This is a genomic window from Atopobium deltae, assembly GCF_001552785.1.
In the GTDB taxonomy this organism is placed as follows: Bacteria; Actinomycetota; Coriobacteriia; order Coriobacteriales; family Atopobiaceae; genus Atopobium; species Atopobium deltae.
This window is the reverse complement of sequence record NZ_KQ959495.1, coordinates 1-25,732: the sequence shown is the minus strand read 5'-3', so window position 1 is coordinate 25,732 and position 25,732 is coordinate 1. Positions and strand designations below refer to the sequence as shown.

Below are 25,732 nucleotides of genomic sequence, written 5' to 3'. Positions count from 1 at the left end.
ATGGATTGCATAAGTTTAGGCACGAAAGCACATATAAAGGCACGATACGAATGGAGCCACCATGAAAAAACTTCTCTACCCCGCGCTTGTTTGCGGTCTTATTATTGCGGCGGTCGGGCTTTCTGCCTGTTCTAAAGGGGGCGCGAGCGGTGCGCTGTACGCAACGAGTCGTGTAGACTGCAACGCGACGCCCTCCTACAGCAGCTCCCCATGTGCCTTTATATAAAAGTGTTTGACGAGCGTCACACACACCATATATAGCACCACGCATACAAGCAAATATACGAAATAGACGGGCGGCAGGGCGCATAGGCCAATAGCCGACGCAAAAGGCAAGAAGGGGACGCAGGTAAGCGCCAGCATCCCACAGGCTGTCAAAAAGCTCAGCTGACCAGAGGCCTTACTTTGTATAAAGGGCAGGCGCGCGGTACGAATCATATGAATGACCAGCGTTTGGCTCCACATCGACTCAACAAACCATCCTGTTTGGAACAGCGCAATGTAGGCAAGCTGCAGCTGCTCCAACGTAGCGCCCGAATAGACCCGCGCAAGGTCTCCAAAGAGCACCCCGTCCGAAACCACCATGGGGCACAAAATAAAGTAGAGCACCAGGTAGGTCATAAAGTCAAAGAGTGAGCTCGTGGGTCCAAACCATACCATAAAGGAGCCCACCGAACGCGCATCCCACGACCGCGGGCGCACGATAAGTTCGGGGTCAACGTTATCCCAGGGGATGGCTGTGCACGACAGGTCGTAAATAAGGCTCAAAATAATCAGATGCAACGACTGCATGGGTAAAAACGGCAAAAACGCCGAAGCTGCCAACACCGAAAACATGTTGCCAAAGTTGGACGATGCCGTCATCTTGATGTACTTCACCATGTTGGCGTAGGTTTTACGCCCCTCGATAATACCTTCCTCGAGCACGGTTAAATCCTTTTGCAAAAGCACAATATCGGCCGATTCTTTTGCGATATCCACGGCATCATCCACCGAAATACCAATGTCGGCTTCTTTCATGGCAGCTGCATCGTTAATGCCATCACCCATGTAGCCCACCGTGTGCCCACGTTCGCGCAGCACACGCACGATACGCGCTTTTTGATCGGGCGTGAGCTTGGCAAATACCTGCGACACTTGCGCACGCTCGCACAACCCCTCGTCGCTTAAGCTGTCAACTTCTTCGCCCATCAGCATGCCCGAGACCTCCAGGCCCACCTGCTGACAAATCGTGCGCGTGACCTTCTCGTTATCACCCGTCAAAATTTTGGTAACCACACCATGGCTCTTCAACGCCTGCAACGCAGCGCGAGTCGATTCCTTTGGCGGATCCAAAAACGCAAGGTAGCCCAAAAACACCATGTTGCACTCGTCTTTGACGCTAAAGGCCCCTACGGGCGAGGGGTTATCCTTCTTGGCAAGGCCCAACACACGGAAGCCCTTCTCGTTAAGCTCCTGTGACATAGCCACCACTTTTTGGCGCAGCTCATCATTGATGGGAAGCAACGTCTCGCCATCCTGCGCCTGCGAACAAATGGACAAGATCTCTTCCACGGCACCCTTGGTAACCATGAGGGTATTTTTCTTCCGATCTTCGACAACAATGGAAAGACGGCGGCGCACAAAGTCAAAGGGAATCTCGTCCACCTTGACATAGTGCTCCGACAGGTCGATAAGACTTTGATCTTTTGTCTCTTCCTCTTCCGTTTTTTGGATAATCGCCATATCCATCAGGTTTTTGTAACCCGTTTGGAAGTAGCTGTTGAGGTAGGCGTGGCGCAAGACACTGAGGTCATCCTCGCCATGGATATTCAGGTGATACTCAAGCACCACCTTGTTTTGTGTCAGTGTGCCGGTCTTGTCGGTACACAACACATCCATGGCGCCAAAGCTCTGGATCGAATTAAGATTTTTGACGATGGTTTGCTTTTGGCTCATTTTGATGGCGCCTTTAGCCAGGCAGGTTGCCACAATCATGGGCAGCATCTCGGGGGTTAAACCCACAGCAACCGAGATGGCAAACAAAAACGCGCTCACCCAGTTGCCCTTGGTGAAGCCGTTGATAACAAACACGAGCGGCACCATCACCATCATAAAGCGAATGAGCACCCAGCTGACCTCGTTGACGCCTTTGGCAAAACTTGTTTCGGGAGCATCTTGCGCCATGGTTTCGGTCATCGAGCCAAACATCGTCTTTTTGCCCACGGCGACCACGACAGCCTCGCCGCCGCCCGAAATAACATTGGTTCCCATAAATCCAAGGTTGCCATAGCCCAAGGCAGAGTTTTCTTTTTTGAGCTTGTGAGAAGTTTTTTCTTGCGGTTCACTTTCGCCTGTCAGGCTCGCTTGATTGACAAACAGGTCCTTGGTGGCCAAAAAGCGCACGTCAGCGGGAAGCATGTCGCCCACACCCAGACGAATAATGTCGCCCACAACCACGTCATCGAGCTGTACTTCTTGGAGTTCTCCTGCGCGCTTGACGGTCGCGGTGGTGGTGATCATCGCCAAGAGTTTCTCGGCAGCGCGCGAACTTTTTGTTTCTTGTACAAAGCGCAGCAGACCCGAAATTGTAACCATGCTAACGATAATAACGACGCTCACGCAGTTAAAATCTTGCGGTGTGGCTCCGAACAGCCCAAAGAGAGGGAAGATAATATCGTTCACCGTTGACACACTGGCAAGGCAAAACAAAATCGCTGTAAAGGGGTTGATAAAAGCTTCAGCTAAGCGCTTGGACACAGGTATCTTTTGCTTGTGTGCAATGTTGTTGCTCCCCCAGCGCTTGCGATGCTCGTAGACCTGTACTTCTTGCAGACCTGCGTCGTTGCTGGAGGTGTACGCGAGTACGTCGTTGGCGGTATGCGTTGCCACAAAGTGAAGGCGCTGCTTGTAATTGGTGCTTGTGGCGGCGAAATTTTGTTTGGTGCTGACCTTGGCGCTGGCGTTGCTGCCAATCTTGGCGTTGATTTTGCTGTTGGAATCTCGTGTGCTTCGCAGGGCGCTGGCATTACGAGTAGCGCGGGCACTACGGATGTCATGGATACTGCGAGCAGCACGAATGCCGTGGATGTTGTGCTTTTTCATGCAATCAACTCCTTGGACGCATAAAACACCAACGGCATACGACAACGTCATACGCCGAATTGCTCTATACAGACTTGCTCTATAGCTCTATATAGTTTATTTTAAATCAAGATACAGAAAACCGCTAGCTGACCCACCCCAACACGACTACCGTCACGAATCCTACGCTAAAAATCTGCGATTGACCAACATGAACAGCAAGCCTGCTCCCAAAATTCCTGCAGCTGCGATAACGACCGCCTGCACACCAAGCTGCTCCAAAAGAATGCCCGCGCCCGTTGTGCCAAGCATGATGGAGCAGTTAAACGAGGCAGATTGCAGCGCGTTGGCAATAGCAACTCCCTCACGCACCTGATGCGCAGTTGCCGTCTGAAAAATGCTACTGAGCGAACCGAAACCAAGTCCCCACAAAAAGAAGGCACCGTGCAGCAACAGATCCTGCTGTGTTATGGCAAAAAGCCCCATGGTAACGACGCCGCTTGCAAACATGCCCTCCATTATCGGCAGGAGGTGCCCATCAATAAAGCGTAGCGTGAGTAAAACCGAAATGACGCAACCAACACCAAAAAAGAGTTGCGCCGTCCCAATACTCGGATACGAGCTGGCGCTGACCAGCTGCGTTACAAAGGTATATGCACCGTAGTTCGCGCCCACCGCCAAAAACGTGAGTGCAAGCACGAGCAGCACGCCCTTATTGTGCAGGATGGTGACAATGGAATTTGCTTTGCTGCGTTTCTCGCCCAAAACCGCTGGTAAAAAGCGAAAACACAACAGTGCGATCCCCGCGATGGCACAGCCCATGACAAGAAACTCGGCGCGAAATCCAAACTGTATGCCTATAGCAGTAAGCAGAGGAAGTCCCACCGACATGCCCACCGTAATGCCCGACATAATAATGGTGACAGCTTGACCTTGCTTGCCATCCTCAGCAAGCTGCATGCCATAGGCGGTGATCATAGGCCACAGGGTTCCCGCACATGCACCACCGATGACACGACAGACCAAGAGCAGCACAAACGAAGGAACCAGCGCCATGCCAAGGTTCGAAAGGGCAAAAATGCTTAGAAGCGTAAGGAGCAGTTTTTTGCGCTCCCACTCAACCGTAAGGCTCACCAGCGGCAAACCGCACAGAGCTGACGCAATGGCATAGCCTCCTACCAGGCTTCCGCAAACGGCTAGGCGCACCTCGAAGGCATCGGCGATAAGCGGCAGGATGCCCGAAGGCACCAACTCGCAAAGGATTGCCATAAACGTAATGCTTGCCATAAGCGTCAGCAAAAAGAGTTGCTGCGTTTTGTTTTGCGTTGGCTTACTTTGTGCTGCAGTGGTTTTGTTCTCTGTGATGGTCGCGGTATTTACGCTGGTCATGCAAGTCCTTTCGCGGCGAATCATGATGTGTTGTGCGAGATCTAGATCATGCGCATACTAAACGTATGCATACTAAAAATGCTTTATAAACCTGTATAGTGTAGCGCACTCATTTGAAAATTTTTAAGTTAGTCTTCCCTAACTAGTGTATAGCAGTGCCTACCGACGCTTGCGTCGGTAAAACGTAACGCCGTACAATGCTCGAGAAACTCTACGACGAAATGCAGTCTGACCAGCTCAGTTATGGAACACGCACGCAGTTTGATAACTACGACATTGCTTTTAACCACGTCAGTTTTTCCTACGGCGACAAGAAGGTCTTATTGGATCTTTCGTTTGAGCTGACGCAAAATCGCTCTTATGCGCTGCTAGGACACTCTGGCTCGGGGAAATCGACAATCGCTATCGCTGTTCAAAACTACCGTCTGTTCTGTCTGTTCAAAACGTATTGGATCATGAGATCCTTGAATACCCGAAGAGTATAATATACTTGTTTTAGCTTATGTTATATTCCGCTGCTCGGAAACCAACATACGCTGACCTTCCGCGAACGGTATACTCCTTTTAATTTATTGGGTTTTCTCGCCTCACATGCTAAGATATTCATCGATAGCCTTATGAGGTTTGTTTATAATAAAAGCGCAGGTAAGCCCGCAGGTATATACATCTATTTGCATACGCCAACGTGCGTTCGCGTTACGTTCGTGTGAGCGGGTTATGCAACAACGAACCCGCGCAGCCAAAGCAAAGCAAACCTTTAAAGGCTCGTCCGTATGTGTATTAATCCTCTAGATAAGGAGCAGTGTGTATGAATACACCAAAACGCACAAGAGGGCTTCTTAAAATTGTCGGCAAAGCCGTTGCCCTTGGTACGGCACTGCTGATGGCAGTTCCTCTTGACGCACTTGCGTGCACGCAAATTTGGGTCGGTCCCAAGCTGACCGACACGGGTGACGTGTATGTTGGTCGCTCCGAGGACTACGCACCTCGCCATCCCAAGGCCTTTGGTGTGCAGGAGCCTCGCGAGAACCCGACCTTCTCGTCCGACGAGTCCAACTTCAAGTGGACCTACACTGGCAAGACCTATCGCTACACTTATGTACGCGACCTGCCTTCTGGCTGGGACAATCGCACTGACGCGTATCCCGAGGCCGGCACCAACGAGCATGGCGTAAGCTGCTCGGCCACCCTGACCACCGACCAAAACGAGAAGATCGACGCAGCAGACCCCACGGGCAACGCCAACAGCAATGATCCCTCGGGCATCGGCGAGTATACCATTCCCGACATCGTGCTTGGTTGCTCCAAGACCGCGCGCGAGGGCGTAAAACTGCTCGGTTCTATTATCGAGAAGCACGGTGCTTACGACAACAACCAGGTCATCATTGCTGACGCTAAAGAAACTTGGCTCTTCTCGATGGTTTCAGGCCACCAGTGGACCGCTGTAAACCTGACCAAGGTTGCCGCCGATAAGGTTTCGGTCAACCCCAACATTGGTCGTCTGAAGTTCAAGGTCAACATCGACGACGAGAACGAGTGCCTGCACTCTGCCAATCTGGTAAAAACTGCCGAAGATGCTGGTAGCAAGGTTACCTTCGATGACGGTACCTTTGACATCGCTTCTTCCTACGGTCTCGAGAACCCCGGTGCTTCGCAGTGGACTCGTTATGCTCAGGGCCGTGCCTACTTTGGCAAACCCTTGCAGGCTGGCGAATTCACCTACACCAATGGCAAGGGTGTCACCGCTGTTACCGACCCGCAGTTGTTCTTCACTCCTGGCAAGACGGGCATCACCCTGTTTGAGGCCCAGCGTGCAACCTGCACTCGCGGTGAAGGCCTGCCCGGCATCGACGCGAACCAAAACCCCGTCTATGCCATCGGTAACAACCGCACCGTCGAGGCTCACATGTTCCAAATCCGCAAGGGCCTGAGCTCCGACATCGCCACCATCCAGTGGCAGAACCTCTCCCGCGGCGAGTTTGGTGTCTTTGTACCGAGCTACTCCGCCCTTCTCACCAAAGTTGACACGAAGCTCTTCCCCACCAATGGTCAGTGGAGCGAGAAGCCCGTTGGTAACAGCGAACGCAACGACAGTGTTGACGCCGCTATGGACGCCAGTCTTGATGATGGTTCTTTGGACTACACCATCATGAACATCAACACCTTGGCTTACAACAAGCGCAAGGCCATCGCAAAGCCCGTTCGTCAGTACCTCGACGCTTTGCAGAAGCAGGTCATCGAACAGCACAAGGCCATCGATGCCAAGATGAAGACGACCGATGCCGCTAAACGCTCCGAACTCGCGAATGCCGCTCATGCAGCCATTTCTCAGCAGGTTTACGAGAAGGCCTACAAGCTGTTGGGCGAAATGAGGACTTGGCTCCTCGCCCTGCGTGAGGGTAAGGTTGCTCCTGGTAGTTTTGTGGCCAGCGACTTTAATGCCACCAAAAACGACCTCAAAGAGCCTCTGCGTTACAGCGCGGGCGTTGCTGAACAGCTCAATGCTCCCGACATCCACAGTTTTGATAGCGTGAGCGAGGTAAAGGCAGGCGAGAAGATTCAGGCCACCGCACTTGCTCAGGTTATCGACAGCGACGCGAAGAGCGCCAAGAAGATCACCTACACTTGGTATGCCGCCGAGGGCGATGTGAAGGTTGCCGAGGGCTCGAACGCCAAGTTTGATGCTCCTGCTAAGCCTGGTACCTATAAGTACTACGTCGTAGCCACCAACACGGTTAATGGTAAGACGACCCGCAAAGACTTTAACGTCACGGTTAAGGCCGCTGACGCCAAGCCTGGCAAGACTGACGTCAAGCCCGGCAAGACCACTAAGCCTGATTCGGGCAAGTCCTCCAAGAAGACCATGCCCAAGACGGGCGACAGCTTTAACGTAGCTGCCGTTTGTGCTGCTGGCATGCTTGGTGTAGCAGCAACGCTGTACGCTTACGAGCGCAAGCAGCGCGCAGGTCGCTAAGGTCTGACTACATACAACGCACGGACAAAGACCTCCTCGATGCTTCGGGGGGGTTTTTGTTACACTTTTACAAGTGGCTCGTGCCCACCTAGCATCCAAGTGGCTCGTGCCCACCTAGCATCCGAACAAGATGCACTATAAGATGTACTTACAACACACAGATACACCAACTACTCACAGGCATAGCCTGCATAACCTTTCTACAACTCTTGCGATTAAGGTATGGTTCATGGCAAATAGAGCAAACATGGCAAAACAACGTTTAACACAATGGGATCTCTTACGCGCGCTAGCAATGTTTTTGGTAGTAGCCATCCATAGCACTCCCTACCTCACGCCAGTACGAGGCTTTAACATAGGTGGCATGGTTGCAGAAATTATCATCATTTGTGATCCCATCTTTTTTGCACTCTCGGGATACTTTGCCATTCGAGAACTCAAGGGCTCATACATCACCTACCTCTGGAAAAAATTCCTCACTATTTCGCTACCCCTTCTTGTATACGGCACACTTCTGTATTTTTATGCCATCAGACAAGGGGAAACAACGCTTTCGGCTGGCAACCTTATTCGCTGGTGGTATCAACTTATTTCAGGTGGCTGGTGGTTTGCGGGAGCACTTATCCCCTTCTTAATGCTTGCGCCGTGGCTCTACAAAATGTTTGAATCGCTTGATACCAAACAACTACGTCGCCTCTTTTTACTCGTAAGCGTCGCCATGGTTTGGGGCATTATTGTTACCAGCTTCTCTTCTATGGCTACGTGGATACAGCGCGAAGGTCTCATCACCCTTATAAATACAATTTCGATACTCGCTCCTCCACAAGTAGTTCCAGGAAGCTACTTTGTCTATTTCTGCCTCGGTTATTTTGTAAAACGACTTCCCGAACTTTTCTCCGAAAAAACTTTGCGGCGTCTTTGTGAGGCAGGACTTGTGCTTTGGCTTTTGGGAGGCATTGCCTCGGCTTATGGCTATCAGCGAGAAGACCCCAGTTACCTTTGGTTCTTTACCACCATTGCACTGTTTCATCTCTTCGATAAGATTCGCATTACAGCAGCGCCCATGCAAAAAGGTATAGCTTTTGTGGCACATCGATCCTATTCTATTTATTTGTTCAACTACGTCTCGATCAATTTTGTTTTTTCGCGTCTCCAGGCGCGAGGCTTACTTGTCCCAGAAATTCCCATGCCTTTTGCATTGCGCCTCCCACTTTGGATAACAGCTGTCATTGGCACCTATTGCCTGGCACTGCTAGTGTCAACCATCTGCGATTATGTGCTGCTGAAGCCCTGTCAGGCAGCGTGTAACAAGGCGTTTGGTGGAGTTTGTGGCTTTGGCGCCCCTAAGACCGCTAGACAAGATAAGACCGCCGAGAGTGACAAGATTACAGGGCAAGAGGTCATATCACAGAACAAGGTCGTGCCGCATGAATGAGTCCTTACAAAAGATACTGCTTGTTGCAGCAGGAGCAGCACTGGGGGCTGTGGCACGTTATCTGATCTCGAGCGCTTTTCCCGCCGACAAGTGCTTCCTTCCGTGGGGCACGCTCATCGTGAATATAGTAGGCGGGTTTGCAATCGGCTTCATCATGGGTCTTGCACCGCAGTTCAAACTCTCGAGCCTGGTGCAAACGTTTTTGACAACGGGTATGCTAGGCGGCCTCACGACCTTCTCGACTTTTAGCAACGAGACAATTTCGTTATACGAAAACGGCGCCTACTTGGTAGCAAGCGTCAACATGGTTGCTAATGTAGTCGGTGCGCTTGTGGCATGCTGGATAGGACATCTTGCTGCCCGTATCGTCTAGCCGCGCGCATCGTCTAGCCGCAGTCTGTCGGGGCTGGACGCGCGGTCTAACCGCGATGCCGCCGAAACGGCTTTACCGAATAAACACCTTATGTGTAGCTTCATTGAACTCGACACGCTTGGTGGCAAAAAGCTGCAACATCTTCGGATAAAGCACGTGCTCAATAGCGTGAATGTGCTCCTCGAGTTCCTCGAGGCTCCACGACTGATCAACCACTAAAGCCTGCTGCGCAATAATGGGGCCACAGTCATAGCGATCATCGGCAAAATGAATCGTCACACCCGTCACCTTCACGCCCGCGTCATACGCCTCCTTGATAGCATGCGCTCCCTTGAAGCTCGGAAGAAGCGCCGGATGAATGTTGATCACCCGCGCGGGAAAGCGCTTCAAAATGGGCGCATGCACCATGCGCATGTATCCCGCCATCACAACATAATCTACCTGGTATTTTATAAGCTCCTGCGCAATGGTTGCATCAGCAGCAATGGGGTCGGCATAGTCCTGAGTGCTCAGTGCGAGGGTGGGAATGTGTGCGGCGCGCGCCCGCTGAAGCCCGTAAGCGTTCGGACGGGAAGACACCACGAGCTCGATAGACGCATCCAACCCGCCACAACGAATAGCGTCGATAAGAGCCTGCAAGTTGGTGCCACTTCCCGAAAGCAACACACCCAGCTTTATGCTCATCGATACACCACCTTACCCGTACCAGCAACGCATTCGCCCATGATAAAGGCTTCAAAACCTTCGGCTGCTAAAAGTTCAAGCACCTGCTTGGCAGCGTTGGAGGCACACAAAAGGCTCATGCCCACACCCATGTTAAAGGTCTTATAAGCCTCGTCATCGGTGAGCTGTGCGGCGCGGACTACATACGAGATAATAGGCGGAATATTCCAGAGCTCGGACTGTCTGCTTCTATACACCACAGCATCAAGCGAGGTCGACAGCGCGCGATTCAGATTTTCGGTAATGCCACCACCCGTAATGTGCGCCATGGCATGAATGGGCGCTCCTGCCTTTAGTACGCGGAGCAAGCCATCTGTATAAATGGTCGTTGGCCTGAGTGCAGCGTCAGCAATCGATTCGCCACCCAACTCGTCGAGCGGAGCCGTGAGTTCCTCGAGGGTTTTCTTCTCGATGACAGCTTTACGAACCAAGGAATAGCCATTTGAGTGAAGGCCCGAGCTTGCCAGGCCGATAATAACGTCGCCTTGCTGCACCCGCTCGGGACCAAGCATATAAGGACGATCGACCACGCCCACCACGAAACCCGCAAGATCGTAGTCATTGGGGTTCATAACACCCGGATGCTCGGCCATTTCGCCTCCAACAAGGGCGCAACCAGCTTTTTTGCAGCCATTCGCGATGCCACTCACAATGGTGGCAACGTGCTGCGCGCGCAGTTTGCCGATGGCTACATAATCCAAAAAGAAGAGCGGTTCGGCGCCGACGGGCACGACGTCATCAACGCACATGGCTACCAGGTCTTCACCAACAGTCTCGTGGCGATCCAGCAACTGCGCGATCGCAAGTTTAGTACCCACGCCATCCGTTCCCGAAACAAGAACGGGATCCTCCATGTCTTTGAAGGCCTTCATCGAAAAACAGGAGCCAAAGCCGCCGAGTCCGCCGATAACTTCGGGGCGGCTCGTACGCTTTACCGCTTCTTTGATGGCATCGACCGCACGAGCACCTTCGTCAACATCGACTCCCGCGTTGGCGTAGGTAATGTGATCGGGCTGCGTGGAAGAACTCTCGTGGCGCGCGGTCAAAGTGGGCTGAGCGGACGCGGTGGGCTGTTCAGTCGTCTCAACCTGCGCGGTCTTCTCGGCTTGGCACTGCTCGGACATGACGATCTTCTCCTTAAAGGCATGAGTGGCGGACACGGATGCGCGTACAGCGGATAAGCGCTGGTACACGCACAGGCGGTTAGTAGTACACGGGTGTGCGAGTTTCTATAAACTTCCCAGCGGCAAAGCTGTCGGGAATGCGAACGGGATAGCGCCCAGTAAAGCAGGCGGTGCAATAGCCCGTTTTGGGAACGCAGTCCAGCAGGCCGTCGACCGATAAAAACGCAAGTGAGTCGGCTCCAATGTAGCGGCAGACCTCGTCAACGCTGGCGCGTGCCGAAATGAGCTGCGACTGCACGTCGGTATCGATGCCATAAAAACAGGGCCACGCCACCTCGGGGGAATTGATGCGCACGTGCACCTCGGTTGCACCCGCATCCTTGAGCATGCGCACAATTTGCATGGAGGTCGTGCCGCGCACGATGGAGTCATCAACCATGACCACGCGCTTTCCGCATACGTTATCGGGCAGCGCGTTGAGCTTAAGGCGAACACCGAGTTTGCGCTGTTCATCGGTGGGTTGAATAAAGGTTCGTTGAATATAGCGGTTTTTTACAAAGCCTTCGCCAAAAGGAATGCCCGACTCGCGCGCAAAACCTTCGGCTGGTGGCAGGCCCGAATCGGGAACGCCGATGACGATGTCAGCATCAACGGGAGCTTCTTGCGCAAGGCGCCTTCCCATATCATAGCGCATCGAGTAGACCGAGCGATTTTGAATGCGTGTGTCAGGACGAGAAAAATACACCGCTTCAAAAATGCATTCCGCGGGCTGCCGAGGAGCAATGCCCTGCTCACAGATCATTCCTTCATCCGAGAAGCGCACAATCTCGCCAGGACGAACATCGCGGATGTACTGCGCCCCTACAATATCGAGCGCGCAGGTTTCGCTTGCAACAACCCACGCCTGCGGAGCGGTTTTGGTCGCAGAAATAGTACCCATGACCAGCGGACGAATACCGTTGGGATCACGAAATGCATACAATGCATTTTCGCGCACGAGCGCCATGGCATAACCACCCTCGATAAGGCTCATCGTTTTGGCAATACCCTGTCGTAAGTGATGCGTTTGCTGTGTGTAATAGCCAACGAGCTTGGCGGCCACTTCCGAGTCAGTATTCGAACGAAAATGCACGCCTAGCTCCATGAGCTCACGGCGCGCATCGTCGGTGTTCACAAGTGTCCCGTTATGGGCAAGTGCAATAATGGTTGCATCAATGGCCGCAAGATGAGGCTGTGCTGCTTCCCAACTTTTGGCACCACTGGTGCCGTACCGCACATGCCCAACGGCAGTTTTTCCAGGCATAGCCGTAAGATCAGCATCCGAAAAGACCTGATTGACGTGCCCTAAATCTTTACGTACGAGTACCGTCTGACCATCGCCGACGGCAATACCGGCAGATTCCTGACCGCGATGCTGTAAAGCAAAAATACCAAAATAGGTAAGACGTGCCACATCACGTCCAGGTGCCCAAATTCCAAACAAGCCGCACTCATCGTGCAGCATATCCTGCTCGAATGGATCGCATTGTCTATTCCTGAGCTGGAGATCTTGCATGCAAGCGCTCCTTCAACACGCATCGAATAAACACAACAAGCCTGACGAGAATACTGCGGAGATTCTGCAACATCACCGCAAAGGTTCTGGCGGTTCCGCAACAACCTCGACGGTTCTCACAACAAGCCTGCGAGGGTCTAGGAGGGGTGTACCTCACTCTTAATCGCACATACAAGAATAGTACGTCCGTATCCTTCAATATAGTCACAAGTGCCTAAACTTAGCACATGTTTAACAGAGGGCAATAGTTTTTCCGCATCTTTACGCTTGGTTTGCGCCTTCGCGAGCTTCTCTTTTAAGAAGTTTTGGAATGCTTCTTCGTTTTCGAAATTAAACTGACGTACGGTGGTATCTTCTCCTGTGGTGTAGTACAAGAAGAGCGGCTCAAGCTCGTAGATACCCGTCTCGGTCACATACCACAGTGTGTCAATTGAGTTAAAGAACTCCTGCTTATCCATGTCGGCAATCTGCTTAAACATGGTGCCATTTTTAAGGTGGTGTCCATAAATAAGCGTCTGCTGGTCAAGCATGCCAGGTTTTTTGTTTTCGTAATCCAAAAAGATTTGACCGCCAACGCCGTGCACGCCTTCCGCTGTGGTGTTGAGATAGGTATCGTTGGAGGCTCCCTGGTAGACGGGGTAATTAATGACGGTGTGTGGAACTTGAATCCAGCCGACGACATCTTTGTTGACCGCCTTTAGGCCCTTCCAGTCAACCTTGGGAGGACCGCCTTTTTCGGGAAGCTGGGCATAGGTCGCCAGTTTTTGATTTGTTTTATCCTGCTCGTGATAATCCCATTGAGCTTTACCCCACATAAATCCTGCAACGGCTAAGAGCACAATGCCGATAACAAGCATGAGGTTGGAGATGATGCTCGAAATGGAACGCTTCTTTTTACCTGGCCTTTTGCCAGCTCCCTTGCTTGAATCCTTACCAAGATCACCCGACAGATATGCATTTTGTTTCGCGCCGAGCTGTGATGCGGGCGCACCAGTTTGCGCACTGGCTTGCGCGCCACGCTGCTCAAAGCGCAGTGCGGTTGACTCATTCGGATCGGATTCGAAGTGCCGTGCCATAACCACTCCTCATGGGTTTTTAAACGAGTTTGCTGCCCAAATACGCTGCGGCAGCGGGTTTATCAAAATTACCGTTGGTTTGCTTCGAAAGCGCCCCCATGAGTTTACCCATGTCGCGCTTTGTTGTTGCTTGTAGGCTGTCGATAAGTTCGTCGATTTGCTGCGCCAACGCTGCTCCTTCGAGCTGTGTGGGTAACAACGAACTTAAAATATCTGCCTGCTGAAAGAGATCCGCTATGCGATCGGCATGCGACTGCGCATCTGCCTTATTCAGGGCATCAAGCTCCTCGCGCGTCACCTTTAAAAGCTTTTTTGTGCATGCATCAACATCAGCCTCGGTCACTTCTCGACGTTGGTCGACTTCGATTTGCTTAATCGCTTGATTGATCTGACGCAAAATAGAAAGCCTCACTTTGTCGCGGGCCTTCATGGCATCCTTAATCTGTGTAAGTAACGCTGCTTTTTGCATGGTATTCTCCTCGTAGGGTTCTACTGTAAAACTTATTATGCGTCTTGAGCCATGGCTTTTTTAAAGTCCTCAATAACCCTACGATATTCGGGAAGTGTCGCTCCTAAAATTTGCGTCGCATAAATAGCTGCATTTTTTGCGCCTCCAATGGCCACGCAAGCCACAGGTACCCCAGAAGGCATTTGCACCATGGAAAGTAACGAATCCATGCCTCCTAAGTCGGATGTTTTCATGGGAACACCCACGATGGGAAGCGGGGTAAATGCGGCAACAACGCCACCCAAGTGCGCCGCTTTACCTGCAGCAGCGATGATGACTTTAAGTCCGCGATCGGCAGCGCCTGCAGCCCAGGTATGCACCTTATCGGGTGTACGATGCGCAGACGCAATAATCAGCTCGTAGGGCACATGAAATTCGTTGAGCTGCTTGGTGCACGCTTCCATGGTGGGCATGTCGGACTTCGAGCCCATGATGATGCCAACGAGCGGCGTGGTGTCGGAGTGCTGCTGCAGCGCGTCCTCAGCGGGCTTCTCAACCTCGCGGCCCTTCTCGACCTGCGCGGTCGCGCAGTCATTCTCGGCGGCGGACTGAGTGAACCGAATAAACTGTTGGTTTTGTTGCTGATCCATACCAAAAGCCTTTCTTCATTGCTAGTTTGGTGTACCCTTGTATATCCCTACCATAGTTATAGTCAAGGAGGACGCATGTTGTTGGCATCACAAGTGCAGTTGTATAAAAAACCCACCGATTATATCCCGCGCATTGCGGCGGTACACGATTTGTGCGGCTACGGAAAGTGCTCGCTCGGCGTTGCCATCCCCGTGTTAAGTGCGGCGGGCTGCGATGTGTGTCCCGTGCCCACGTCGCTCTTCTCGGCCCACACCGCGTACGAGGTCTTTTATATGCACGACACCACATCCATGCTTTCGGACTATCTCGACGCGTGGAAGCAGGAGAACGTCGATCTCGACGGCGTCTATTCTGGATTTTTGGGATCGGCCGAGCAGGTTTCGATCATTCAGCGCCTCTACCGAGAATACCCTGAGGCTTTGCGTTTTGTTGATCCTGTCATGGGAGACGCGGGCAAAATCTATCCAACCTATACCGATGAGCTTTGTTGTGCCATGCGCGAGCTGGTAGATGGCGCCGACCTGCTGACGCCCAACATGACCGAGGCGGCGTTTTTGGCGAGCATGGACTATCCTGGAAGCAATCCTTCAAAAGAAGCTATCGATAAGATCATGGATTCGCTCATTGGTCTTGGTGCGCACAATGTGGTGCTCAAGGGCATTGTTAAGGGCGACGGCAAAATTCGCAATTATCTTGCAGGAAAAGATTTTGATCTGGTCGAGGTCAGCTCTGAGCTGCTTCCCTTTATGCTTCACGGCACGGGCGATCTGTTTGCTTCATGCTGCATCGCGGCGATTATGAACGAGCGTGATTTGCAGACGGCAGCACAATTTGCCAGCGACACCGTTCGTCATGCGATGCAAAAGACGCTTAAGCAGCCCAACTACCAGCAGCGCGGTGTCAGTTTTGAAACCACACTTGGAGAGCTGACGGCGTTGATGTGCTAGTTTGTAGCTGCATCCGATCCGTTGATCTTCTCGGCAGACTTGGTGTCAGCGTCTTTTGACTTATCGTCGGCTGTGTTTTCCTTGCCATCGGCGGCGCTTACTTTGTCATTCTTTGCCTTGGTGCCCGGCTTGGTGCCTGGGGGTGCCAAAATGTCGCTTAAGACAAGGTTTGCCTGCAGCTTTTTGCGAATGCCAGCCGTCGTTTGCTCGTCGAGACCCGTAATGCGGCAGGTAAAATTAACGCCCTGCTCAGAGGTGTTTTTAGTCCAGACAAAGGTCATAAAGCTGCGCAGGGTGCCCACGGGGCGCAAGAAACCAAACATCGTATTGTGCAGGAAATTACCCTGGTCGTCCGTGCGCACCTTAACGTGATAAATGACGGCGTGAATGTTAGGGTTAAGCAGCGCGTTGATAGAGAGCGCCGAGGCTTGCACCTGCGAAGATGAAAAACATTCCGCAGCATTAGCCGACGAAACATCCACGACCGACACTTCCACAATGCCGCTATTCTCGTCAGCCTGTTCCACGCTAAACTCGCCGGGGAACGAGGTGTAGCCGTTGCCCCATTCGATACCGTTTTGCAGGGAGCGCGACACACTGGTAACGCTCACCTCTTTTGAAAGATGCGCTGTTGAAACGCGGCGAATGACACCGCACGACGTTTGAGCAAGCATGATGACCGCAAGCGTGATGAGCACGAAGGCAACAGCAGTGCGGCGAATCGTACGGTCGGTGGTGGCGCCCGAAGGATCCTCGTTCGAAAGCGGGTCGATTTCGCGAGGAGCCTGCTTATGGGCACGGCGTTCGTGCTGCTCGCGCGCGACCTTGATGTTGGGGTGGCCCGTCTCGTCGAGCGTCGAGAAGAGCTCTTCCGCCTCGTCTCCGCTCAAAAATTTATCTTTGTTGAACTTATGAACGGCCATGCTCCTCCACATCGATCACCTCTTGTGACGCCGTTGCGGCTCGTGGTGTGTCCGCAACGGCGGGCGCGTCAGCATCTACATCGATCGTCTCTTGCAGCGCAAGTCTGTGTCCAACGGCATCGCAGATAAGAGCCCCGACTACCGTCTTGGCGTCTTCAATCTGTCCATCCAAAACAGCATCAACAAGATCGCTCAACTCGACAAGATCAACGTTGATAAACTCTTCAGGATCAGGATGAGATGCCACAAAATGAAGGCCTGTTGCCATATAAATGTGCACGAGCTCATCCGAGAAGCCCACCGAACTCGTAATGGTTGTTAAATATGCAATGTGTGCTGCTTCCATCCCCGTCTCTTCAAGCAATTCGCGACGGGCAGCGGCTAAGGGATCTTCCCCAGGCTCGAGCTTGCCTGCGGGAATTTCCACCGTAACGCGATCGAGCGCCACACGATACTGGCGCACCAAGCAAATATAGCCTTCGTCGGTCAGACCCACGACAGCAACGGCACCCGTGTGACGCACGACGTCGCGGATCGATTCTTCGCCTGTGGGTATGGCAACTTTCAGGCGATCAACCGAAAAAATCTTCCCATCCCAAATGCGGTTCTCCGAAAGCACGGTTTCGTGCAACGCCGCATCATGCGGGTCGGTGTCACCCAGCACCAGTTTGCGCTTAAGCGGTGTGCCAGACAGGTGGCGCGTCGGCTGCTGGTGCGGCGTCTGCTGATACGACGCGTGCGGGTGGCGCACCGATTCTTGCGGCAGCTGCGACTCCTGCGCCAGCTCGTCGAGCTTCTCGTCATGTGTTGTCATAGCCGCTACACCTCCCACGCGCGGCGTCCGCGCAAGGCCCGAAGACCGATGTCACAACGATAGGTTTTTCCTACAAAGTGAATGAGTTCGCATGCCGCATAGGCCTTCTCGCGAGCCTGCTCGAAGCTGTCGCCCAGCGCTGTCACGTTAATCACGCGTCCCCCCGCTGTGACAAGCTCGTCTTTCTCATTAAGGCTTGTACCAGCCTGGTAGATAAGCACATCTGGCAACGCACTGGCCTGCTCGATGCCCGAGATGACGTCACCCTTTTTGTAAGCACCTGGGTAACCTGCGGCGGTGAGCACTACCGAAACGGCCCAGCGATCGTCCCACGCGACAGAAACCTCATCGAGTGTGTCTGCATCAATATGCATAAAAATGTCAAGGAGATCGGCCTGCATGCGAGGCAAAATGACCTGCGTCTCGGGGTCGCCAAAGCGCGCGTTAAATTCCAGCACCTTGGGACCGTCTTTGGTAAGCATAAAGCCACCGTAGAGGCAACCTTTATAGGTGATACCCTCGGACGCCAGTTGAGCAACCACGCGCTTTTGAATCGAGATCATCTGCTGCATTTCATCATCAGTCACAAAAGGTACGGGTGAATACACGCCCATGCCGCCTGTGTTGGGGCCCGTATCGCCCTCGAGCGCGCGCTTGTGATCTTGCGCAGTGGCAAGAGGAATGACGGTCTTACCATCAGTGAGCGTCAGCAGCGAGCATTCTGGCCCTTTGAGAAATTCTTCGACAACCACCGTTTGACCAGCGTTGCCAAAAGCGGTGAAGCACTCGTGAACCGCTGCGTAAGCCTCATCGGCAGTTTGTGCGATAATGACACCCTTACCTGCAGCAAGACCATCTGCCTTCACAACAAGCGGGGTTGGTTGGGTCGCGACATATTCCTGGCACGCCGCCTCATCGGTAAAGGCTTGATAGGCAGCCGTAGGAACGCCAGCACGCTGCATAATTTCTTTTGCAAAACGCTTGGAGCCTTCCATCTGAGCGGCGGCGCGGGTAGGACCAAAGACAGCAATGCCTGCCTCGTGTACGACGTCAGCAACACCTTGCACGAGCGGCGCCTCGGGACCGATAACCACAAGATCTATGTCGTGAGTGCGTGCAAACTCGACTACCGCTTGTGGGTTGGCCGCATCGAAATCGGCTTTGCGCGCGATGGTCCACATCCCTCCGTTACCAGGGCAAACATAGCATTTTCCTGCGCGAGGAGAAGCTTGCAATTTGGTGAGCAAGGCATGCTCGCGTCCGCCCGAACCAAGGAGCAAGATGTTGATCTTCTTGTCCGCGGATTTATCGGCAGCTGCAACCTTCTCGGCAGTGCGCACCACAACCTCAGCTTCGCGGCGCTGGGCCGCATCTTCATGCGCCATGCCGATAAGACCGTCCGGCAAAAATGCCACACCAACGGCACTGACACCAAGGTGTACCGCTGTTGCGGCTGAGACGTTTGAAATACGAATGCGGCGCTTCTCGAACTCGTTGGTGTCCATGGGTTTCTCGGTAATTTCGAGGTCGCGGGGCATGCCCGAGCTGATTTCGGCATACGCGAGCGGGCCGACCTTTTGCGAATACAGACTCATCTCGCGGACGATATCTCCTGCAAGGCGGACCAGTACCTCGCTCGAAGCAATACGGAAGAAGCGGCCTTCCTCATCAATTTCAAAAAGTGTGCGATTCCTCGAGAAATTGCTCAATAGTGCACGTGTTTTGCCGCGAACACCGCACGAACGATGGCCGTTATTTCCCAGCACAGTGCCACGAGCAGGAACTACAAAAAGGCGTGTTGCTTTAATAATTTTGTGCGCGTGGACAAGCGCGTCGGCAAAACTTACGTTGTTTTCTCGAGAAGCCACGAGATCCTCGACAATAAAGCCTTCGGCTGCTGACATGGTTTTTGAATCGAGCGCCACGATCTTCTCGGCAGCATCAAGCTCGCGAATCGCAACGCAAGCCATGCCATGCGAGGCACTGACCTTGCTCGAAAGGTGGACCGACACGATGTTGGCATAGCCCTGATCTAACAGGTCTTGAAAAATCTTTTTATATTCTTCGGCCGACGGCGCACTCGTAGTCGCTTGCTTACGCGCTTGAGCTGCGGCTAAATAAAAATCTGGCGCCGCAATATCAATGTAATCTCGCATCGTCTTACCACCCATGTGGATGTACATAGGCGCAAGGGCGACGTTTTTTTGAGCAAGCCACTCTTCGCTCAGGTCACACGCTGTATCGGTAACAATCGCAAAAGAGGCCGTGGGGTGCATTTTTTGAGTCGTAACCTCAGTCACAGTTCTTACTTCCGCTTCTCTTTCGTATGTATTAGTTCATAGACATCTTTCATGCTGAGTGCATTTTGTGCTGCGTGGTGCGCTCTTTAGCCCCACGCGTATTAGTTCCAGTAGCGATCGATGGTTTGTTCTCGGTCGGGACCAACCGTGATAATGGAAATGCGAACGCCTGCGAGCTGCTCGAGAAAATCGATATAGTCTTTCGCCTCTCGAGGAAGCTGATAAAAGTTTCGCACGCCCGAAATGTCCATCTTCCAGCCAGGAAGCGTTTCGTACACAGGTTTTGCGTGATAAAAGACGCTCTGATGCTCGGGAACCGTCGTGTAGCGGCGACCGTTGCACTCGTATGCGACACACACCTTAATCTCGTCCACGCAGCCAAGCACATCAAGCTTGGTAATCGCGAGATCGGTCAGGCCGTTGACGCGAGCTGCATAATTGACAACCACCGCATCGTACCAGCCGCAACGACGCTTACGACCCGTGGTAACGCCATACTCATGGCCCACTTCGCCGAGAAGATCGCCCGTCTCGTCAAACAATTCCGTGGGGAACGGGCCTGAGCCAACGCGTGTAAGATAAGCTTTTGCAATGCCGAGCACGCGTTTGATTTGCGTAGGGCCAACGCCTGAGCCAGTGACTGCGCCACCGGCTGTGCAGTTACTCGATGTCACGAAGGGGTAGGTACCGTGGTCAATATCGAGCATCGTTGCCTGCGCGCCCTCAAAGAGGATATTTTTACCTGCCTCAAGCTGCTCGTTTAAGAAAAGCGAACTTTCGACAATGTAGGGGCGAATGCGCTCAGCGTAGGGCAAGTAGGTTTTGCAGATTTGATCAGTGGTATAGGTCGGCAGCTCGTAGACCTTCTCGAGAATGGGATTGGTATATGCGAGCGCCGCATCCAGTTTCTCGCGAAAGATCTTCTCATCAAGCATGTCCTGAATGCGCAGACCCGTGCGGTTCATCTTGTCCATGTAGGTGGGGCCAACGCCGCGTTTGGTCGTGCCGATCAGATTTTTGCCGAGCTTCTTTTCGTGGGCGCCATCGAGGTCCTTGTGGTACGGCATCACGATGTGCGCGTTGCCCGAAATCTTCAAATCCTTGCAGGAAATACCCTGCTGCTCGAGCATGTCGATCTCGCCGAGAAGAACCTCGGGGTCAACAATGCAACCGTTGCCAATGACGGGATAAGTTCCCTTATACATCACGCCCGAAGGCACCTGGTGCAGTGCGAGCTTATGTCCGTTGGCAATGACCGTGTGGCCCGCATTAGCGCCACCAGCATATCGACAGACAACGTCAAAATCGCCCGAAATCAGGTCGGTGACCTTGCCTTTACCTTCGTCGCCCCACTGGGTTCCCACCAATACTGATGCAGACATATGCGCTCCTCAATAGTTTTTATACAGCAGGTTGTATAAGATTTTATACCGCAGGTTGTTTTGCAGCAGGTTATTATACAGCAGGTCGCATATGCGCGCTGCCATACCGCAGGTTGCTTAAGGCAACCTGCGCCCGTGACACAACAACATAAACCTGTTTTTAACTTCAGACTTTTAGTATAGCAATGCGCAGGCAGTCGATATATTAATTCTCGTAATCTTGCGCGAGCTCCACGAATTTTGTTGAGGCAGGCATAAACACCAAATGCACGATAGCCAGCGGGCCAGAACGGTTCTTCGCAATAATAAAGTCGGTGACATTTTCCTTCGGGCGATCATCGCGTGCGGCTTCTTCAGCGGTCATTGAGCGGTCGAGAAGAATAACGATGTCGGCGTCCTGCTCAATAGAACCAGATTCGCGCAGGTCACTCAGCTGTGGGCGCTGACCCTTACGGTCGGCAACCTGACGGTTGAGCTGCGAAAGCGCGACGACGGGAACTTCGAGATCCTTAGCCATAATTTTGATGCCACGCGACATTTCGGAAACTTCCGTTGCGCGGCTGTCGGCACGGCGCCCCGCAGAAGGAGGAGACACAAGCTGCAGATAGTCGATGATCACAATGCCGTTTTTCTTGCCATGCAGCATGCGGCGGGCTTTTGCACGAATTTCGGTAACGGTGGTGCCAGGGGTGTCGTCAATCATGATATCGAGTGCCGATAACTCCGACGTAGCCTGTACAATTTGTGGCCACATCGCGTCCTTGATGTTTGCCGAACGGATTGCCTGCAGATTAATTTTTGCTTGCGCCGACAACAAGCGCTGGGCAATTTCTTTTTTACTCATTTCGAGCGAGAAGAGCGCAACGGATGCGCCTTCGGCGGCGGCGTTAACAGCAAGATTCAAACAAAACGATGTCTTTCCCACACCAGGACGAGCACCAATAACAATCATTTGCCCAGGACGCATACCTAACAGCGCGCGGTCGATACCAGGAAAGCGCGTTTTTATGCCGAGAATATCCGTCTGGTTGCGCGACTGCTCATCCAGTTCTTCAAACAACTCCTCCATGACATCCGAGATGCCCGAATAGGTAGAACGGATGGCGCGGTTGGTCACATTTAAAAGCATCTGTTCTGCGTCGTTTACCACTTCTTTTGTATCTTCTGGCGCACTAAACGCGAGCGCGGTAATTTGCGACGAAGTTTTAATAATCTCGCGCAACGTGGCGTTGCGACGAATAATTTCGCTGTGATACTTCCACGAGGCAAGCGACAGGGTGTTTGAGCTTAAGTCAACCAGGTAGGAAGGGCCACCAATACGGTCAAGCTGGTTGTTGCTTTTTAAATTGTCTGCCACCGAGATAGCATCAACAGGACGACCCGTATCGTGCAACTGCTGCATTGCTGTAAAAATAAGCTGATGAGAAGGGGCATAGAAGTCGTCGCTCTTTAAAAAGGAAAGGCACTCTTCCAAAATGTCCGCAGAGATGAGCATAGCAGCAAGCACGGCCGCTTCGGCAGAGGAGTCCTGCGGCATTTTTACGCCAGCCTCGGGGGGCGTTGGCGCGGGTGCGTGACTTGTGGGCCGATCGTTATATGGTGTTGCTGTGGGCAATGTCATCTCCTTTTTAGCCTGTCTTCCTTAGACATCTCTTCCAGACAGCGCTTAAAAACTTTCCTTGACCAGAATGGTAAACCAAATGCAAGTATCATTTTGTGCAGAAACGGTTCGAGACAAGTTTCAACAATGCGATTGTAGAGAGCGGGCGGCGTCTACCCTTGCAAACGTAAGTTTTCGACGTTTTCAACAATTTTTTGCTGGCGAACAAAAAAGTTTTCGACAATTTTAAAAGTTTTTCGCGATAGAGCACTTTTCTTGAATTTTACCTAAACTTTACCCACTTCTACCTGCATAATCATTATTTATGCAGGTAAACGGCTTGTTCTAGAATCTATACAAAAATATGCCCCGCTTATACATGCACGTACGAGCGGGGCATTTGTTAAAAACTCAATAGACTTGCTTCTACCTACCTATTGTCACACTGATGAAAATTGTTGAAACAGCTGTTCGTTTATAAAAACAAGCGCTTATTCAACTGCTTATTCATCACTTGCTTCTGAAGCGGTGTCAGCAGCCTCAACGGACTCGATAACCTCATCGGCGGCAGTCTCGGCAGCGGCGTCATTGGCCTCGACAGACTCGACAACCTCGTCGGTCTTCTCGGCAGCCTGCGCAGAAGCACCGCCAACGATCAGTTGCAATTTTGCGCTGATCTCGCGGTACAGGTTAATAACAACCTCATGAACACCAGCAACCTTGATGGTGTGGTGCTCAATGCGCTTACGATCAATCTCAATATCCAACTGCTCTTTTACAGCATCGGCAATCATGGCATTGGTGACAGAGCCAAACAATTGACCCTCTTCGCCAACCTTGACGGCGATCTGTACATTTTTACCCTCAAGAGCGTTCTTCGTCTGCTCAGCCGTGGCAATGCGCTTCTCTTCACGCTTTGCAATGTTGTGACGGCGCTCTTCAAGCTGTTTGATGTTGCCTGGGGTCGCAGCGAGAGCCATACGGTTTGGGAACAAGAAGTTCTCCGCATAGCCCTGTGCAACGTCTACGACGTCGCCTTCGCCACCTTTGCCCCTCAGCTCACCCAAAAGGATGACTTTCATGGACACTCCTTACACAATCGCACATGGTGTGCGATTTTTGGTTACGAATTGCGGGCTAGTTACGCTCACGGCGGCCGCCGCGGCTAGATACCACAGGAACGGTGTATGGCACAAGGGCCATCTCGCGGGCGCGCTTGATGGCAAGCGCGATATCATGCTGGTGCTGCGTGCAAGCGCCAGTAACACGACGGGGTTTAATCTTTCCACGATCCGTCATATATTTGCGAAGAAGTTGCACGTCTTTATAGTCAATAAACTTTGCATCTTCCTTGCAGAACTGGCAGTACTTACGACGCGGCTGGTGTTGAAAATCAGTAGCCATGTCCTATTTACCTTTCATGTAGTGATCTTGAGCACAAGTGCCCTTCGACCACCAACGTTTTTAAAACGGAATATCCTCATCGGCATAGTCTGCGGCAGTTGGAGGTGCTTGCTGCGGCCTTGGTGCTGCAGGAGCCGATGGAGTAGAGGCGGCAAACGATCCAGATGTGCCCGCCTGCTGGCCTCGAGAGAGGAATTCAATCTCATCAACGATAACCTCGAGCTTGCTGCGACGCTGACCGTCGCGCTCCCACGAGCTATAACGAAGCTTCCCCTCAATGGCAACCTTGGCGCCTTTTGCAATAAAACGAGATACTGCTTCGGCACGAGCACCAAACATGACGCAGTCAATAAAGTTGGGATAGTCTTCCCAATCACCCGTTTGCGAATTACGACGGCGGTCGTTAACGGCAAGGCCAAAAGACAAAACCTGCGTTCCGCCAGCTGTTGCTTTTAATTCAGGGTCGCGCGTAAGGTTTCCGCTAAGAAGCACGCGATTAATGCTCATGTGATCACAACCTCTCTTTGTGGGATAAACCCACCTTCCAGTACTAGTCCTTATCAGGGCGGCGTACAACCATATGACGCTTCACCGCATCGTTAATGCGGAGAATACGATCAAGCTCTGCAATTTGAGTTGGGTCTGCATGGAAGTTAATGAGTGTATAGTCACCCTCGTTGAGCTTATCGATTTCGAAAGCAAGCTTACGCTTACCCCAGTCATCGACGCTGTCGACCTGACCTCCGTTTTCGGTAATGGCCACCTCAACACGCTTCATAATGCCAGCGCGTACCTCTTCATTTGAAGAGGGATCGACGAAAAACAACAATTCATAAGCCTTCATATTGTCACCTCCTCTGGGCTAATGGCTCCGGGACGTGAAGGTTGCACCCGAAGCAGGAAAGGTTTTGCTCTGCAAGGATAGCATACTTTACCCCATTGTCCTCATACTCTTGAAATAATTCACATGTACGAGCCCTGCCATGCGTTTTGTGTACCGTGCGTCTTTGTGTGTTGGCAAGCGCTATGCGGCGTCACCACACACTCGTTCACAGGAACGCTTGTATCATAAACGTTTATACCAACACGAATCTAACAATTTTTTTCACGCCTTTTAGTGGCAGCGGCAACGCTATAAGCGGTGGCGCTTTTAGCGGCAGTGCTTTTAGCGGCAGCAGCAACACCACAAGCAGCGGAACAGCGCGCCACGAGCATATTGATGCAATGCCACGACACACAAAAATATGCGAGAAGATCGTCGTTAAAGCACAGCAATAAGCGCCGTTAAAGTGAGCACAGTCTGCTTGAGCGTAAACTTAAATATCGCGATCCGCAATGGGTACTTACGGGTGAAGCGCCTGAAGTGGATAACTCAATTTTTAATTTAGATGAGCTTAATGATCAACAGCTTCACGATTATAAAAAAGATAAGTGTACAGCAGATGCGTTGGCGGAGCACGGCTTGCCAATTAAACTGATTGACAACCCACTAATAAAAAACAAAGGCTGAGCATAATCAGCTAAAAGCAAAAATCGCTGATGAGCTTAAGG

23 protein-coding genes are annotated in these 25,732 nt (G+C 52.2%); 6 read left to right on the top strand and 17 right to left on the bottom strand.

The features are described from left to right. Positions 1–195: 195 nt before the first annotated feature. Positions 196–3,084, bottom strand: coding sequence for a magnesium-translocating P-type ATPase (gene mgtA, locus HMPREF3192_RS03735; protein WP_082715630.1), 2,889 nt, complete (start codon positions 3,082–3,084; stop codon positions 196–198). A 162-nt stretch (positions 3,085–3,246) separates the two neighbouring features. Beyond that, positions 3,247–4,452: an MFS transporter gene (locus HMPREF3192_RS03730; protein ID WP_197414558.1), complete on the bottom strand. Its 1,206-nt coding sequence runs from the start codon at positions 4,450–4,452 to the stop codon at positions 3,247–3,249. A gap of 197 nt (positions 4,453–4,649) precedes the next feature. On the opposite strand from HMPREF3192_RS03730, the gene HMPREF3192_RS03725 reads away from it, so the two are divergent. The 4 genes from HMPREF3192_RS03725 to crcB all read left to right on the top strand — a co-directional run bounded on the left by HMPREF3192_RS03725 (position 4,650) and on the right by crcB (position 9,234). Continuing rightward, positions 4,650–4,937, top strand: a complete 288-nt coding sequence (locus HMPREF3192_RS03725; protein WP_066305492.1) for an ATP-binding cassette domain-containing protein — start codon at positions 4,650–4,652, stop codon at positions 4,935–4,937. Positions 4,938–5,260: 323 nt separating this feature from the next. Beyond that, positions 5,261–7,426, top strand: a complete 2,166-nt coding sequence (locus HMPREF3192_RS03720) for a dipeptidase (RefSeq protein WP_066305489.1) — start codon at positions 5,261–5,263, stop codon at positions 7,424–7,426. A gap of 247 nt (positions 7,427–7,673) precedes the next feature. Next, positions 7,674–8,861 (top strand): acyltransferase, encoded by a 1,188-nt coding sequence (locus tag HMPREF3192_RS03715; protein WP_082715633.1) that lies wholly within the window; start codon positions 7,674–7,676, stop codon positions 8,859–8,861. Then, positions 8,854–9,234 (top strand): fluoride efflux transporter CrcB, encoded by a 381-nt coding sequence (gene crcB, locus HMPREF3192_RS03710; protein ID WP_066305487.1) that lies wholly within the window; start codon positions 8,854–8,856, stop codon positions 9,232–9,234. The genes HMPREF3192_RS03715 and crcB overlap by 8 nt, the downstream gene beginning before the upstream one ends. A gap of 72 nt (positions 9,235–9,306) precedes the next feature. On the opposite strand, the gene purN is transcribed toward crcB, so the two are convergent. The 6 genes from purN to purE all read right to left on the bottom strand — a co-directional run bounded on the left by purN (position 9,307) and on the right by purE (position 14,651). Beyond that, the gene (gene purN / locus HMPREF3192_RS03705) at positions 9,307–9,918 is read right to left on the bottom strand and encodes a phosphoribosylglycinamide formyltransferase (RefSeq protein WP_066305485.1); all 612 of its coding nucleotides are present in this window, start codon (positions 9,916–9,918) and stop codon (positions 9,307–9,309) included. After that, complete coding sequence (gene purM, locus HMPREF3192_RS03700; RefSeq protein WP_231723353.1) at positions 9,915–11,117, bottom strand: phosphoribosylformylglycinamidine cyclo-ligase; 1,203 nt, start codon at positions 11,115–11,117, stop codon at positions 9,915–9,917. The genes purN and purM overlap by 4 nt, the downstream gene beginning before the upstream one ends. A gap of 43 nt (positions 11,118–11,160) precedes the next feature. Further along, on the bottom strand, positions 11,161–12,636 hold the full coding sequence (gene purF / locus HMPREF3192_RS03695; RefSeq protein WP_066305482.1) for an amidophosphoribosyltransferase: 1,476 nt from the start codon (positions 12,634–12,636) through the stop codon (positions 11,161–11,163). Between the two features lie 137 nt (positions 12,637–12,773). Continuing rightward, entirely contained in the window at positions 12,774–13,712 is a 939-nt protein-coding gene (srtB, locus tag HMPREF3192_RS03690; protein WP_082715628.1) for a class B sortase, read from the bottom strand. Between the two features lie 19 nt (positions 13,713–13,731). After that, a complete protein-coding gene (locus tag HMPREF3192_RS03685) occupies positions 13,732–14,181 on the bottom strand; it encodes a GatB/YqeY domain-containing protein (protein WP_066305474.1) in 450 nt (149 codons plus the stop codon). A 35-nt stretch (positions 14,182–14,216) separates the two neighbouring features. Continuing rightward, positions 14,217–14,651, bottom strand: a complete 435-nt coding sequence (gene purE / locus HMPREF3192_RS03680) for a 5-(carboxyamino)imidazole ribonucleotide mutase (protein WP_066305549.1) — start codon at positions 14,649–14,651, stop codon at positions 14,217–14,219. A 234-nt stretch (positions 14,652–14,885) separates the two neighbouring features. On the opposite strand from purE, the gene HMPREF3192_RS03675 reads away from it, so the two are divergent. Further along, on the top strand, positions 14,886–15,758 hold the full coding sequence (locus HMPREF3192_RS03675; RefSeq protein WP_066305473.1) for a pyridoxamine kinase: 873 nt from the start codon (positions 14,886–14,888) through the stop codon (positions 15,756–15,758). Here HMPREF3192_RS03675 and HMPREF3192_RS03670 read toward each other — a convergent pair. The 9 genes from HMPREF3192_RS03670 to rpsF form a co-directional block, all read right to left on the bottom strand. Next, complete coding sequence (locus HMPREF3192_RS03670) at positions 15,755–16,681, bottom strand: hypothetical protein (protein WP_197414557.1); 927 nt, start codon at positions 16,679–16,681, stop codon at positions 15,755–15,757. The genes HMPREF3192_RS03675 and HMPREF3192_RS03670 overlap by 4 nt on opposite strands. Further along, entirely contained in the window at positions 16,668–17,495 is an 828-nt protein-coding gene (locus HMPREF3192_RS03665; RefSeq protein WP_082715627.1) for an NUDIX hydrolase, read from the bottom strand. The genes HMPREF3192_RS03670 and HMPREF3192_RS03665 overlap by 14 nt, the downstream gene beginning before the upstream one ends. Before the next feature lie 5 nt (positions 17,496–17,500). Beyond that, positions 17,501–19,795: a phosphoribosylamine--glycine ligase gene (purD, locus tag HMPREF3192_RS07070; protein ID WP_082715626.1), complete on the bottom strand. Its 2,295-nt coding sequence runs from the start codon at positions 19,793–19,795 to the stop codon at positions 17,501–17,503. 101 nt (positions 19,796–19,896) lie between these two features. Next, positions 19,897–21,177, bottom strand: a complete 1,281-nt coding sequence (locus HMPREF3192_RS03655; RefSeq protein WP_066305472.1) for an adenylosuccinate synthase — start codon at positions 21,175–21,177, stop codon at positions 19,897–19,899. A 205-nt stretch (positions 21,178–21,382) separates the two neighbouring features. Next, positions 21,383–22,798 (bottom strand): replicative DNA helicase, encoded by a 1,416-nt coding sequence (gene dnaB, locus HMPREF3192_RS03650; RefSeq protein ID WP_066305469.1) that lies wholly within the window; start codon positions 22,796–22,798, stop codon positions 21,383–21,385. A 482-nt stretch (positions 22,799–23,280) separates the two neighbouring features. After that, the gene (rplI, locus tag HMPREF3192_RS03645) at positions 23,281–23,859 is read right to left on the bottom strand and encodes a 50S ribosomal protein L9 (protein WP_066305465.1); all 579 of its coding nucleotides are present in this window, start codon (positions 23,857–23,859) and stop codon (positions 23,281–23,283) included. 55 nt (positions 23,860–23,914) lie between these two features. Next, the gene (gene rpsR / locus HMPREF3192_RS03640) at positions 23,915–24,181 is read right to left on the bottom strand and encodes a 30S ribosomal protein S18 (protein WP_066305462.1); all 267 of its coding nucleotides are present in this window, start codon (positions 24,179–24,181) and stop codon (positions 23,915–23,917) included. Positions 24,182–24,241: 60 nt separating this feature from the next. Beyond that, positions 24,242–24,688 (bottom strand): single-stranded DNA-binding protein, encoded by a 447-nt coding sequence (locus HMPREF3192_RS03635; RefSeq protein ID WP_066305459.1) that lies wholly within the window; start codon positions 24,686–24,688, stop codon positions 24,242–24,244. Between the two features lie 43 nt (positions 24,689–24,731). Then, entirely contained in the window at positions 24,732–25,025 is a 294-nt protein-coding gene (gene rpsF, locus HMPREF3192_RS03630; RefSeq protein ID WP_066305457.1) for a 30S ribosomal protein S6, read from the bottom strand. 519 nt (positions 25,026–25,544) lie between these two features. On the opposite strand from rpsF, the gene HMPREF3192_RS06785 reads away from it, so the two are divergent. Continuing rightward, positions 25,545–25,691: a hypothetical protein gene (locus HMPREF3192_RS06785; RefSeq protein ID WP_156422852.1), complete on the top strand. Its 147-nt coding sequence runs from the start codon at positions 25,545–25,547 to the stop codon at positions 25,689–25,691. Positions 25,692–25,732 lie beyond the last annotated feature (41 nt).